General features: G+C 48.0%; 11 protein-coding genes. 4 read left to right on the forward strand and 7 right to left on the reverse strand.

All coding sequences use genetic code 11. The annotated features are described in order from the left end of the window. The first annotated feature begins 16 nt into the window (after window positions 1-16). The 3 genes from KBW69_RS04590 to KBW69_RS04600 all read left to right on the forward strand — a co-directional run bounded on the left by KBW69_RS04590 (window position 17) and on the right by KBW69_RS04600 (window position 4,424). Entirely contained in the window at window positions 17-1,399 is a 1,383-nt protein-coding gene (locus tag KBW69_RS04590) for a hypothetical protein (protein WP_257280083.1), read from the forward strand. A 479-nt stretch (window positions 1,400-1,878) separates the two neighbouring features. Continuing rightward, complete coding sequence (locus KBW69_RS04595; RefSeq protein ID WP_257280084.1) at window positions 1,879-3,264, forward strand: hypothetical protein; 1,386 nt, start codon at window positions 1,879-1,881, stop codon at window positions 3,262-3,264. A 233-nt stretch (window positions 3,265-3,497) separates the two neighbouring features. Then, complete coding sequence (locus KBW69_RS04600; protein WP_257280085.1) at window positions 3,498-4,424, forward strand: substrate-binding domain-containing protein; 927 nt, start codon at window positions 3,498-3,500, stop codon at window positions 4,422-4,424. A 67-nt stretch (window positions 4,425-4,491) separates the two neighbouring features. On the opposite strand, the gene nth is transcribed toward KBW69_RS04600, so the two are convergent. Genes nth through rsxA form a run of 7 tightly spaced genes read right to left on the reverse strand, consistent with a single transcriptional unit; the run spans window position 4,492 to window position 11,458 of the window. Continuing rightward, window positions 4,492-5,124, reverse strand: a complete 633-nt coding sequence (gene nth, locus KBW69_RS04605) for an endonuclease III (protein ID WP_257254402.1) — start codon at window positions 5,122-5,124, stop codon at window positions 4,492-4,494. Further along, window positions 5,121-5,882 (reverse strand): electron transport complex subunit E, encoded by a 762-nt coding sequence (locus KBW69_RS04610; protein WP_257254401.1) that lies wholly within the window; start codon window positions 5,880-5,882, stop codon window positions 5,121-5,123. Before KBW69_RS04610 ends, nth begins: the two co-directional genes overlap by 4 nt. After that, a complete protein-coding gene (gene rsxG, locus KBW69_RS04615) occupies window positions 5,879-6,619 on the reverse strand; it encodes an electron transport complex subunit RsxG (RefSeq protein ID WP_257280086.1) in 741 nt (246 codons plus the stop codon). The genes KBW69_RS04610 and rsxG overlap by 4 nt, the downstream gene beginning before the upstream one ends. A gap of 60 nt (window positions 6,620-6,679) precedes the next feature. Beyond that, on the reverse strand, window positions 6,680-7,741 hold the full coding sequence (gene rsxD / locus KBW69_RS04620; protein WP_257280087.1) for an electron transport complex subunit RsxD: 1,062 nt from the start codon (window positions 7,739-7,741) through the stop codon (window positions 6,680-6,682). Window positions 7,742-7,771: 30 nt separating this feature from the next. Then, window positions 7,772-10,270, reverse strand: a complete 2,499-nt coding sequence (gene rsxC, locus KBW69_RS04625) for an electron transport complex subunit RsxC (RefSeq protein ID WP_257280088.1) — start codon at window positions 10,268-10,270, stop codon at window positions 7,772-7,774. Further along, a complete protein-coding gene (rsxB, locus tag KBW69_RS04630) occupies window positions 10,267-10,854 on the reverse strand; it encodes an electron transport complex subunit RsxB (RefSeq protein WP_257280089.1) in 588 nt (195 codons plus the stop codon). The genes rsxC and rsxB overlap by 4 nt, the downstream gene beginning before the upstream one ends. 19 nt (window positions 10,855-10,873) lie before the next feature. Further along, a complete protein-coding gene (rsxA, locus tag KBW69_RS04635) occupies window positions 10,874-11,458 on the reverse strand; it encodes an electron transport complex subunit RsxA (protein WP_257280090.1) in 585 nt (194 codons plus the stop codon). A 585-nt stretch (window positions 11,459-12,043) separates the two neighbouring features. Between rsxA and dnaK the strand changes: the two genes are divergently transcribed. Beyond that, window positions 12,044-14,035 carry a molecular chaperone DnaK gene (gene dnaK, locus KBW69_RS04640; protein WP_257252438.1) on the forward strand — a complete coding sequence of 664 codons (1,992 nt, stop codon included), beginning with the start codon at window positions 12,044-12,046 and terminating at the stop codon, window positions 14,033-14,035. Window positions 14,036-14,110: the final 75 nt, after the last annotated feature.

Consider the following 14,110-nt stretch of genomic DNA (forward strand, 5'->3'; position numbering starts at 1 on the left):
GAGGAGTCAAAGTGCTATGAATCGATTACACCATTTATTACTGACGAGTCTGCTATTTTTTTCTGTCCAGGTTTTTGGCGGGGAATTCTCACCCGGCTATCCGTCGGCATACCGCTACTACCCAGAGCTGGCAGGTGCACTTGATAAAGACTTGGATGGCTTGCTCTCTTATGATGAGCTTATTGAGGGCTACCATGCACCGTATCTGAACAAAGACCTTTATCAAACCATCAGGCTCTACCTTGTTAATTTCGAGTCATGGCAAAACCCTGTCACTGCCTCATTAAACAGGGAGAGCATCGAGCTGGCTGAACTGTCGGGGCGAGTCGCAAAGTATCACCACGAGAAAGACAACATCTTCTGGGATGCCTGGCTTGCAAAGCCCGAACGGCAACTGTTTGCCGAGGGCTATAGACGACTTTTTCCCCACGGTCTGACCAGTGTTACTGCGGATAATCTCCTGCAGGAGTATTTTCCAGATTGTGTTCTGATCGCTTCGCTGACCTCAATAGTCAGCTCAGAAACGGGAAAAAGGCTCACATTCAATTACTTTTACCCCATCGATGAACAGACGTTTGAAATTGTTTTTCCCGGGATTGGTAGAGGTGAGGTGATTCAATTCAGAGAAGTTGAGCGTTACTCACACTTTGCCAAAACACGCGACGGCGGTAACTGGCTGGCGATGCTGGAGGCCGCTTTTGCTCATCTGTCGAAAAGATATTATAACAAACGCGGAGGAGATGATCAGGTGCGATTCCAGTATCATCAATATTCTGAGCTGGACCGGGTACTCCCATCAATAGCCATTGAGGCACTCATGAATTCGCCTTCCTGGCACATCAACCCGCAATTTGATACTCAGTATCGGTTAAAGAAACTACTCAACTCTTTTGTGGATGATGAAAAAATAGCAACTTTTTATATTGCCCCAGAGTTGTCAGCCCCCTTGAAGCTAAGGCCATTCGCGGGAATCAAACCCCAACACAGCTATAGTCTGATTGGTTATGACAAAGAAAAAGAGATTGTTTATATTCGTGACCCCCATGGTCAGACTGGTGCGCGTGAAAATCTCTTTACCATTAATCGACATATCCAACCTCTTTCTTCAGAAAATAGCGTCATATATGAATACATGGCTAGTAATCCAAGTTCCCCTGATTATGGATTCGCTTTAGGCCTGACGAAGTCCCAAGTAACCGTTATTCTTAATCAAACTTATCCGGAGGAAATGGCTGCAAGACCGGGTGTCATTCCTTCAAATATTGCAAGGTCGAAGTCTACATCTGAGAGAAGCCCCGCGAATACCGGCATCATCGAAATGACCGTACAACAAGTCATTGATACCTTTAATCTCATGTACATCAGTATTTGCGGGCCGTACCAATGCCCAAATGACTAATGAGAATAAACCGATAAAAAAATACATCGTACAAATACCGTCTACACTCCTCTGCCCTATCTACCAATAAACATAGAGTTGTTATGACTAAATTAATGACGACTTTGTTTTGACCTTGCCAGAAAAAAACGATGAATTTTTGCTTTTATTCCCTTTAATTCTGGAAGGTTGATAGCAGGTTTTTCAAAATCAACCGTGATCTGTTGAGTCATTGACAGGATTACTAACCGGAATACTTTGATTTGAATTTCGGAAATCTGGCTCAGCCCTGAAAAACTATCGAAAACAATACAGGCAGACTCATAAGGAAAGAGTTTTCACAGCATTTTAAAAGGCCCACGATGATTCTGCTAACAAGAGTGTCGATTTCACGAACCCATATATGAACTCTTCGGAACCTTCTGTTATCTAATTAATAGCGAGTTGTATCACAATAACTGACGAGCTACTAAGGTGCTTTTTTGAGGAGTCAAAGTACTATGGATTGCTTATACCATTTATTACTGACGAGTCTGCTGTTTTTTTCTGTCCAGGTTTTTGGCGGGGGAGGGGGGCCAGGCTATCCGTCGGCACACCGCTACTACCCAGAGCTGGCAGGTGCACTTGATAAAGACTTGGATGGCTTGCTCTCTTATGATGAGCTTATTGAGGGCTACCATGCACCGTATCTGAACAAAGACCTTTATCAAACCATCAGGCTTTACCTTGTTAATTTCGAGTCATGGCAAAACCCTGTCACTGCCTCATTAAACAGGGAGAGCATTGAGCTGGCTGAACTGTCGGGGCGAGTCGCAAAGTATCACCACGAGAAAGACAACATCTTCTGGGATGCCTGGCTTGCAAAGCCCGAACGGCAACCGTTTGCCGAGGGCTATAGACGACTTTTTCCCCACGGTCTGACCAGTGTTACTGCGGATAATCTCCTGCAGGGGTATTTTCCAGATTGTGTTCTGATCGCTTCGCTGGCCTCAATAGTCAGCTCAGAAACGGGAAAAAGGCTCACATTCAATTACTTTTACCCCATCGATGAACAGACGTTTGAAATTGTTTTTCCCGGGATTAGTAAAGGCGAAGTGATTCAATTCAGAGAAGTTGAGCGTTACTCACACTTTGCCAAAACACGCGACGGCGGTAGCTGGCTGGCGATGCTGGAAGCCGCTTATGCTCATATGTTGAAAAGATATCGTAATGTACGCAGACGAAATGATCGGGCGCGATTCCAGTATCATCAATATTCTGAGCTGGCCAGAGTACACCCATCATTAGCCATTGGGGCACTCATATATCCAACTACCGGGCACACCAACCCGCAATTTGAAACTCAGGATCGGTTAAAGAAACTACTCAACTCTTTTGTGGATGATGAAAAAGCAGCAGCTTTTTTTATTAACTCAGCGTTTTCAGCCCCCTTGAAGCTAAGGCCATTTGCGGGAATCAAACCCCAACACGCCTATAGTCTGATTGGTTATGACAAAGAAAAAGAGATGGTTTATATTCGTGACCCCCATGGTCGGACGAGTGCGCGTGAAAATCTCTTTACCATTAATCGACATATCCAACCTCTTTCTTCAGAAAATAGCGTCATATATGAATACATGGCGAGTAATCCCGGATCCCCTGACTATGGATTTGCTTCAGGCCTGACGAAGTCCCAGGTAACCATTATTCTAAATCAAACTTTTCCAAAGGAAATGGCTGCAAGGCAGGGCGCCATTCCTGCAAATGTTGCAAGATCGAAGACTACAATCAAGAGAAGCTCTGCCAATACTGGTATCATTGAAATGACCGTACGACAGGTCATTGATACCTTTAACTTCATGTACATCAGCATGTGCGGACCCTACCAATGCCCAAATGAGGAGTGAGAATAAACCGATAAAAAAATACATCACATAAATACCGTCTATACTTCTTTGCCCTATCTACCAGTAAACATAGAGTTGTTATGACTACATTAATGCCGACTTTATTCAGCTGCCCCAAATGGAGTTTCAAAGAGTATTGGCAGTCTCTCAGGTCTAGTATACGACATGGTTTTTTTAAAAAAGTCTATCGATCCGCCTTTTTTGTTCTGGCTCTGATATTTCTCAGTCCCGCAGTGTTATCAGACACCCTGAAAGTTGCGGTTGCATCCAACTTTTACCCGACCGCTGTTGAATTGAAAAAAGTCTTTGAAAAACGCCATTCGGACATTGATCTTATGCTTGTGATGGGTTCGAGTGATGACCTGTTCGGCCGTATTGTGAATGGTGAAAACTTTGACGTCTTTCTCAGCGCAGATGAAACCCATCCGGCCACGCTGGAGCAACTGGGTAGAATCAAGAAAGATTCACGGAAAACCTTTGCCTTTGGCCGACTTGCATTCCTGCACAAGATGGGTAACCAGACCGATGATCATGGTCACGGTCATGGAAAAGAGACAATATCGGTGAAGGAGTTGAGTGAATTTATGGCCAAGCATAGCGGTCAGGACGTCTATATTCCGGATCCTCAGGATTCTCCCTATGGCAAGAGGGCAAAAGCGCTGCTTGACTCTACAGGGTTGTACTATTCCCTTAATGAAACGGGGAGAATCAAGATCGAAGACAGCGCTCATGATGTCTGGGATAACAGCAAGAATAAAACGGAGGTATTTGCCTTGCTCCCGGCCTCGTTAGTGTTTCACGGAGATGATGATCACTCCGCGGATACTCATGACGTAAAGCACGGTTACCCCGAAGTCGATGAAGTGTCCCTGTTAAAAGACACTGATTTTCACCGTCTCAAGCAGCAGATGGTGATACTCCGTAACGCTGCTAACAACAAAGCCGCTGAAACCTTTACAGCGTTTATGCTGTTACCCAGTATTCAGTCCTATATTGGCGATCATGGTTACTATCCGGCAAGTTATTCTGATGAATGCAATCCTGTTGATGCTTCATCCGCTGTTTCTTATGTTTCAGCTATTCCTTCTGGCGGTGTTTTGTATGTTGTTGTTTCCGCAGTCGTTGTTTCCTTTATTAACGGAGGTTATCGCCGTTTCTAATTCCCGGCTTTGAGCTTGTCGAAGTCTTTCGACAAGCTCAGGACGAGAGGGGGCTCTATGTCTTGGATCAGGAAATCTTTTCCTTGAATTCACACAAATCTTCGATAATACAGCTGCCGCATTGAGGCTTTCTGGCTTTGCAGACGTAGCGTCCATGAAGAATGAGCCAGTGATGGGCGTCCAGAAGAAAGTCTTTGGGAACCAGTCTGACCAGTTTTTTTTCTACTTCGAGCACATTCTTGCCCGGAGCAATTCCGGTGCGGTTGGAAACCCGGAATATGTGAGTGTCCACAGCCATAGCAGGCTGTTTGAAAGCGGTGTTCAGCACCACGTTTGCAGTTTTTCTACCCACACCGGGTAGTGCTTCCAGGGCTTCTCGGGTATCAGGGACTTCACCGTCATGCTGTTCCAGCAGCATTTTACAGGTTTTAATGACATTTTCGGCTTTGGCATTGAACAGGCCAATAGTTTTGATATATTCCTTCAGGCCTTCAACACCCAGATCAAAAATGGTCCGGGGTGTATTGGCCACCGGGAATAATTTATCCGTTGCCTTGTTCACGCCAACGTCCGTTGCTTGAGCTGAAAGAATCACAGCGATCAAAAGCTCGAAGGATGAGGAGTAATTCAGTTCTGTCGTCGGGTTAGGGTTTTGGTCCCGCAAACGGCTAAAAATCCGGGTTCTTTTTTCCTTATTCATCGGATATTTCCAGTCACTCGAACACGTTTACTGCCAACCTCTGATAACGGTTCTTGAGCTTTTCTGGCTTCTTCCTGCTTTTTGTCGATGACATTTTTGATAGCAATCAGAAACCCCATAAAGACAAAGGCTCCCGGGGGGAGGATGGCGAACAGAAACTGTTTGTAATCCTGGAAAACGACAATTGACCAGTTTTGAGCGGCAGGGCCCAGAAGCAGATCCATGCCCGAGAACAGTGTTCCCTGACCAATCAGTTCCCGAAGTGCTCCCAGCAGAACCAATATGGCAGCAAAGCCTGCTCCCATCATCAATCCATCAAAAGCGGCAGGAATCACAGGCTGTTTAGAGGCGTAGGCATCTGCACGTCCCAAAATAATGCAGTTGGTGACAATCAGGGGAATGAAAATACCCAGAATTTTATACAACTCATAGGTGTAAGCCTGCATCAAAAGCTCGATACAAGTGGTAAAAGAGGCGATGACCATAACAAAGACAGGCAGGCGAATCGCATCAGTCACCTGATGTCGAATAAGGGAAACAACTATGTTTGAGCCCATGACCACCAGCATGGTAGCAATACCAAGCCCAAGAGCGTTAACCACACTGTTGGATACACCCAGAAGGGGGCAAAGACCCAGCAGTTGGACCAGGGCCGGGTTGTTATGCCAGAGCCCGTTCCAGGCAATCCTGGCGGCTGATTGATCGGCGAACAACGATTTTTTCTGCAGCGCTGAATCAGTAGCAACATCATCCGTCATTGTTCTGCTCCTTTTCTCGAAACTTTTGGCTGTGCCAGTGTTTCCATGGCTGCTTCACCCTCTTTAAAGAGTGTATCCCTGTGAGAGGCAAAATAGTTCAGGGTTCGATAGACGGAGCCCACAACAGCTCTGGGGGTAATAGTAGCCCCGGTGAACTGGTCAAACTGGCCGCCATCCTTCTTGACTCCCCAGTCTTCAGGGGCAGGGTCTGTGAGAGACTTACCCCGGAACTGCAAGATCCAGTCAGACACTTTGGTGTCTATTTTATCACCGAGTCCAGGCGTTTCCTTGTATTGGGTGGCTCTTACTCCAGCCAGAGTCCCGTCGGCGTATATGCCCACCAGTAGCTCTATTTTTCCAGCATAGCCGTCAGGAGCTATGGCGGGAAGAATGACAGCAACAGGCTTGTGATGCTTGAAAGCTACGTAGCCATATTTTTCAGTAGAGGTTGCCAGTAAATCATTGGCCGGGATGACTATCCGGGCATCCAGAATGCTGTTGTCGTGTGTGTCATCCGGAAGAATTTCTTTCAGAGCCCTGGCTTCAAAGGCGCGAACCTGGGCATGAATCTTCTCTTGCGTGAAAACAAAAGTCAGAGCAATGAGGCCCACGGTGAGAATGGCAAACATACCCAGTGTCAGACTGTTGCGAACGATGCTGCTGGCAAGGCCGGCAGAAGGTATCTTCCGTTCAGAAGATGGATTTGGGTCATTTTGACTTTCTTTATCCGTGGACATTCGTGAGTCACTCATTTCACATTCATTCACTAAGGGCTGCTTGGCTCAGGGCTGCTTGGCTCAGTGCTGCTCTGGCAGCCCCTTGTTCGGCTTCTTATGACCATAGGTTCTTGGCTGGGTATAGTAATCAATCATGGGCGCTGCCATGTTCATTAGCAGCGTCGCGAAGGCGACACCGTCAGGGTACCCGCCCCAGGTGCGGATAACATAGACAAGAATGCCTGTTCCGGCACCAAAGATCAGCCTTCCCTTGTTGCTGGTAGCACTGCTGACGGGGTCGGTAATAATGAAAAAAGCACCCAGCATGGTGGCACCACTGAATAAGTGGAACAATGGCGAACCGTGGCTGCCAGACCCGGCTCCGCCCCAGAAAAGGGTAGACATTACCAGCAGAGCTGCCAGCATGCCCATCGGGGCGTGCCAGCTAAAAACCCTTTTGTAGAGCAGAAAAAGGCCACCCAACAGATAGGCAAGGTTGATCCAGAGCCACCCACGACCTGCAAAATATTGGAAGGCCGGATTTTCTGACCAGAGCTCTTTCATGGTCAGGGAGGTATTTTCCCGAACAATATCCAGCGGCGTTGCCATACTGATGGCGTCAATATTAATGGGGTGACCGAAGAGTGGGAAAATAGTGAAAAGTGCCTCGCTGAAGCTTTTCACAGCAGTGTGGCCTGCTGCACCCACCGGAGGTAGCCATTGAGTCATTTCCTGAGGGAAGGAAATCAGCAACAGCACGTATCCCAGCATGGCCGGATTAAATGGATTGTTACCCAGCCCCCCGTAGAGTTGCTTGCCAATGATAATGGCGAAAGAAATTCCAATCAGGGTTAGCCACCAGGGCGAGAGGGGGGGCAGTGCCAGAGCCAACAACACGGCGGTGACAATGGCTGAACCATCAGTGAGATAGAAGCTGATGGGGCGTTGTCGTATTTTCAGCACCAACGCTTCTGAGCCCACTGCAATCAATATGCACCAGACGAGATTGATCAGCGTTCCCCAGCCAAAAAAGACTGTCTGCATGGCCAGGCCCGGCACTGCTGCCAGTAGGACCCATTTCATTATCTGCTGCGTGCTGTTGGGACTGCGAGCATGGGGGGATGTCTGCCTTACCAGGGTCATCGTAAATACCGACTGTTTATCAAGAGAGAATCAACTTGCTGCGGCCAGAGCATTTTCTGCTTCAGCTGCTTTGGTTTGTGCTTTGGTCAGGGCCGCTTCCAGGGCCTGGGTATCGCCTTCGGCGTTATCCAGTGCCCTTTGGGCTTTCTTGAGTGCAGCTCTGGCCATAGCGTTCTCAATTTTCAATTTCTTAAGGTCGTCGCTGGTTTCAGTCTTTACCGGGTATGACGAACTGGTCGCTCCCGTTGCGTTATCAGCGACGGATGGTTTTCCGGATTCCAGTTGTTCAAGTTTTTTACGACATTCGTCTATTTTGTCCTGAAGGGAGAGAGTGTCATCGGAGCCCAATTCCTGAGCTTTTGTCATTTCTCGCTCAGCCTTCTTCAAAGCCGCTTTGGCCATCGCCTGTTCAACTTTCAGCTTTTTGTCATCTGCTGAGGATTTTGCTGGCTTTCCTGTGTTGGCATCAACTAATTCTTTGGTCAGGCTGTCTGCTTTCTGGCGGTACTCTTCCACTGCGTCTCTGAGGGCTTCCGTTTCAGAACTGCCTTCTTCAAGGGCTGTAGCCAAAGCTCTTTCCGCTTTTTTCAATGCTGCTTTAGCCATAGCGGATTCTATTTTCAACTTTTTGGCAGCTTCGTTATCAAGGTTTTTTTCAGCTCTCGGTTGCTGTCGTATAGCTGAAGGCTGTTCTATGGCTGAAGGCTCTGAAACAGCTGCCGTTTCAAATTCTTTTTGCAGTTTGGCTACCTGAGCTTCCAGCATGCTGACATCAGCACTCAGCTTGTCAATGTCGCCTTCTCCCTTCTCCTGAGCCTGAGTCAGGGCTCTGCGGGTTTTCTTCAGCTGGGCGCTGGCCAGTGATAACTGAATCCTGAGTTCTTTTTGATCTGCAGACAGTGTCGTTTTTGCCGGTTTGTTGGTAGTTGTGCTTGCTGCCACTTTTTTGGCCTTGGCTCTTTCAATGGCTGCCTGAACAGGATCCGGGACTGCAGACGATTCTTTATTGCTTGATGCTGCCTTCTCAGCTTTCAATCTGGCAGCACGTTCTGCATTAGCCTTGCGCTTGGCTTCTTTTTCAGCCTGCTCTCTTTCAAGACGGGTCTGGCGATGTTCGTAGCGCACCCTGGAGCGTTCTGCTTTGGCATGTCTGGCTTCCTGAGCCCGAATTTCACCCTTGGAGGCTCGATAGTATTGAACCAGTGGAATACTGCTGGGACACACGTAGGAACAAGCACCGCATTCGATACAGTCAAACAGGTTGTGATGTTTCAGCTGCTCATGGTTTTCTGATTTCGCATGCCAGTAAAGTTGTTGAGGTAGCAAAGACGATGGACAGGCTTCTGCACACATACCGCAGCGAATACAGGCCTGAGCCGGCATGGCCGGAGGGAATTCTCCACGGGTTCCGGCAATCAGACAGTTGCTGGTCTTGATGACAGGGACATCCTGCCCGTTCAGCGTGAAACCCATCATAGGGCCACCCATAATCAATGCGTCCAGTTGACGATCGTTGATGCCTGCTGCGGACAGAAGGTGTCTGGCAGGTGTTCCCAGAAGAACTTCAAGGTTGCCCGGTTTTGAGAGCGCTTCGCCAGTCATGGTGGTGATTCTGGAAATCAGCGGCTTGCCATGCTGGACAGCATCACAGACAGCCACCGCTGTGCCAACGTTTTGAACAGCAATACCCAAATCGGAAGGTAGTTTTCCTGAGGGAACTTCCAGGCCTGTCAATATTTGAATCAGCTGCTTTTCGCCACCCGAAGGGTATTTGGTTGGGAAGACAACCACTTTTATTTGATGACCGTTGCTGCTCTGGGCAACGGCTTTTTTGAGGGCTTCAATCGCCTCTGGTTTATTGTCTTCAATGCCGATCAGACAACGTTCACTAGTGAGAAGGTGTTGTAAAATCTCTGCGCCGGTCACAATGCTGTCGGCACGCTCTCTCATGAGCATGTCATCAGCCGTGATATACGGCTCACATTCAGTGCCATTCAGAATCAGTGTATGTATCGGGCTTCTTGGTGACAGCTTGACTGCGGCTGGAAAGCCTGCTCCGCCCATACCTGCAATACCCGACTGGCGGATAAGCTCAACCAGAGTTGATGGCTCAACAGATTTATAATCGTTGATTGGCTGGAGCTGACACCATTGATCTTTGCCATCCGGAATTAATGTAATGCACTCGTCGTGCATTCCGGAGGGATGGGGTATCGCTTCTGAACTTATTGCAGACACAGTGCCCGAGGTAGGGGCGTGAACGGGCACGCTGACAAAGCCGGTAGCTCTGGCAATCATTTGTCCTTTTAGCACTCTGTCTCCAACAGCAACAATAGGCTCTGCAGGAGAGCCCGCATGCTGTGACAATGGCAGAATTAACTTATCCGGCATTGGGACAGACTTGATAGGCACGCTGGTAGATTGGCGCTTGTTTTCCTCAGGATGAATGCCTCCCGTCAGAGGCCAGACTCTGACTTTGACTTCGGGCATGTGCCTGGATTCAGTGATATCCCTGAGAGGCAGATTCATACGGTTTGTCCTCTCATATCCGTGGCTATCAGACCGGGTTCTGCTTCCCTGGAGGGCAAGGTCCAGCTCCAGGTATGGGGGGTTGTTTCGATGGCTACCATGTCTATGCAGTCAACAGGGCAGGGTTCAACACAAAGGTCACAGCCAGTGCACTCATCTTTCATGACCGTGTGCATTTGCCTGGCAGCGCCCAGAATGGCATCTACTGGGCAAGCCTGTAGGCATTTGGTGCAACCAATACACTCATCTTCCCGGATGTAGGCAACCATGGGCGGCTTTTCGGCACCATGCTCTTCGTCCAGTGGTTCAGGCTCCACATCCAAAAGATCGGCCAGTGCATTGATAGTGGACTGACCACCTGGAGGGCAACGGTTGATGGGTTCACCACTGACAATCGCTTCTGCGTATGGACGACAGCCCGGAAAGCCACATTGACCGCACTGGGTCTGAGGCAGCAGCTCATTCACCTGATCAATAATAGGGTTGCCTTCCACCTTGAAGCGGACACTGGCAAAACCCAGTATGGCGCCAAAAACAAGTGCCAGAGCAAGAAGGGCGATAATGGCAAAAATGACGATTTCCATAATCCTTGACAGATCTCCCTTACAGTTTGATCAGGCCAGTGAAGCCCATAAAGGCCAATGACATCAGGCCAGCGCTGATCATTCCGATGGCAGCGCCCCTGAAAGGAGCAGGAACATCGGCAGCAGCAATACGTTCACGCATGGCAGAGAACAAAACCAGCACCAGTGAAAAACCGGCAGCGGCACCAAAGCCATAGGTAGCGGAATCAACCAGTGAACTGTTTAATCGGTTGCTGTTCAGCAGAGCGACACCCAAAACAGCACAGTTGCTAGTGATCAAAGGCAGGAATACGCCAAGGACACGGTGCAGCAGAGGGCTGACTTTTCTAACCACCATTTCCGTAAACTGAACCACTACCGCGATGACAAGGATAAAGGCAATGGTTTTGAGAAATTCCAGACCCAGGGGAATCAGAAGGTACTGATAAGTCAGGTAGCTGCAGATTGAGGCCAGAGTGAGTACAAACGTGGTGGCCAGAGACATTCCCATGGCTGACTCCAGTTTGTTGGAGACACCCATAAACGGACAGAGGCCCAGAAACTGTACCAGTACAAAGTTGTTGACCAGGATGGCACTGATCATAATCAGTACCAGTTCGCTCATCTGTTCCATTTTGACTCTACCGAGAGTGTGTTCGAGGGACAGACAGGCTGCGGGGTGCTCTGTCCAGACGTCAGTAGCGTCAATACCCGAATGTGGCCGCTCATTATATATGCCATAAAAATGCAGTTAAATGATCTTTAAAGATCTAAAAGAAATAAATATAAAACGGTTCATGCCACTGTCTGACCATATTTCATGGTGAAAACTGCGGGATTATAGCGGGATTAGAAGGCTGATGCATTGTGGAAATCCATGGCCCGGCTTCTGGCTAAGGTCTTCAGCTTTTATAACGAAGGAATTATTCGGCTGAGAGGTTGTTTGTAAAGTAACTGGATTGGTTGAAAATCAAGAAATAATGGCCTAGTTTTCCGATCAATTCGATTAAACAGGTCGACTATTCATAAAAACCTGAGTGAAAAATCTGACTCGTTCTACTGAACTCGCAACCTTTTGCGCCCTCCTCATCTATTGCAAGGATTGGGTTCAGGCAGTCTGGTTAGATTGTGTGTTTGCTTTTTGCAGGCATTTTCCCATTGATGGCCTGGGATACTGTTAACCTTAAATCCATTGATAAAGGTGCTGATCATGCTGGAGTGGAGTTTCATTCAACAGTCATTAGTTAAAGCCCTGATCTTACCTGCTCTGATAATACTTACATCTATCTGCTCAGAGGCAAGTGAGGAGACAGGGGTCATTATCGGTATTGACCTGGGGACCACTTACTCCTGCGTGGGTATTCGTCGGTCTGGGCGAACAGAAATCATCGCCAATGACCAGGGAAATAGAATAACACCATCCGTTATTAGCTGGACTCCCGAAAATGAGCGCTTTGTAGGGGATGCCGCCAAGAACCAGGCCACCAGAAATCCGGAGCTTACGGTATTTGATGTCAAGCGCATTATCGGTCGCGACTTTGATGACCCGAAATTACAGGCAGATATCAAGCACTTCCCTTTCAAAGTTGTGAATGTGAATGGTCAGCCCAGAATAGAAATGACAACCCTTCAGGAACATTTTTCATTTACTCCGGAAGAGTTAAGCGCAATGGTGCTGGGCAAAATGAAAACGACTGCGGAAGATTATCTCGGGGAGAAAGTCACCCGTGCGGTTGTCACTGTGCCTGCCTATTTCAACGATGCTCAGCGTCAGGCTACCAAGGATGCGGGCAGAATAGCAGGGTTAACTGTTGAGCGTATCATTAATGAACCCACCGCAGCGGCATTGGCTTATGGTTTAGACAAAAGGCTCAAGGGTGAAGAAAACGTACTGGTGTTTGATTTTGGTGGCGGCACGTTTGATGTATCAATACTGACGATTGATAATGGTGTCTTTGAGGTGCTGGCTACTGCTGGCGACACTCACCTGGGAGGGGAGGACATTGACCAGCGACTGGTGGATTACTTTAGTAAAATCGCTAAACGAAAATACGGTCTTGACCTGACCCATAACAAGCGTGCCCAGCAGAAATTACGCCGGGAGGTGGAGAAGGCCAAGCGTACTTTGTCAACGACCCATCAGGTGCGGGTTGAAGTTGAGTCACTGGCCGATGAAAAGGACTTCAGCGCGTCCTTGTCAAGGGCGAAATTTGAAGAACTCAATTTGGATCTGTTCCGAAAAACACTGACTTCTGTAAAGAAGGCCCTGCAAGATGCTGGTCTTGAGCGTCAGGATATCAATGAGATTATTCTGGTCGGGGGCTCCACCCGTATCCCCAAAGTTCGGGAGCTGTTGAGAGAGTATTTCAATGGCAAAGCTTTAAATCATAGTGTTAACCCGGACGAGGCTGTCGCCTATGGTGCTGCTGTTCAGGGAGCGGTGCTCAGTGGCGATAAGTCAAACAACGACATACTTCTGCTTGATGTAATCCCTCTTTCTCTGGGGATTGAGACAGTAGGTGGGGTTTTCGCAAAAATACTGACCCGCAACACGGTCATTCCCACCAAGAAACATCAGATCTTCAGTACCGCCAGTGATCGCCAGACTACAGTGACTATCAAGGTCTACGAGGGGGAGCGCCCCATGACCAAAGACAATCACCTGTTGGGTAATTTTGATCTTACCGGTATCCCACCCGCTCCCAGAGGTGTTCCTCAGATAGACGTGACTTTCTCTGTAGACGAGAACAGCATATTGACCGTGAAAGCTCAGGAAAAATCGAGTGGCAGTAACAATATCGTTATTAATAAAGATACTGGCCGGCTGAGCGAAGAGGACATTGAAAAAATGATTCAGGATGCCGAAAAATTCTCGGAGCAGGATCAGCGGGCACAAAAAAAGGTCGAGGCCCGTAACAAGTTGGAATCTCTTGTTTATTCGCACCGCTCTCAATTAAAGGATGACAGTGACGGCTGGGTCAATAAACTCTCTGCCGAAGACAAGAGTCTTCTTGATAATACCATTCAAGAGTCAATTTCCTGGCTTGAAGACAATACTGAGGCCAACACAGAAGAGTTAGAGGAAAAACATCAGGAAGTCAGTGATGCCATTCAGTCAATAGCTTCCCGGGCGGATAGTTCTTCTGAGGACAAATCTGAGGACAAATCTGAGGACAAATCTGAGGACAAAGATGAACTATGAGTAGCTGAAAGATAGCTCAGCTGCTGTTGACGACAAAATAAAAAAACGGGCTTGACAGCCCGTTTTTTTATTTTT

This window comes from Endozoicomonas sp. ISHI1 (assembly GCF_024606225.1).
Taxonomy (GTDB): domain Bacteria; phylum Pseudomonadota; class Gammaproteobacteria; order Pseudomonadales; family Endozoicomonadaceae; genus Endozoicomonas_A.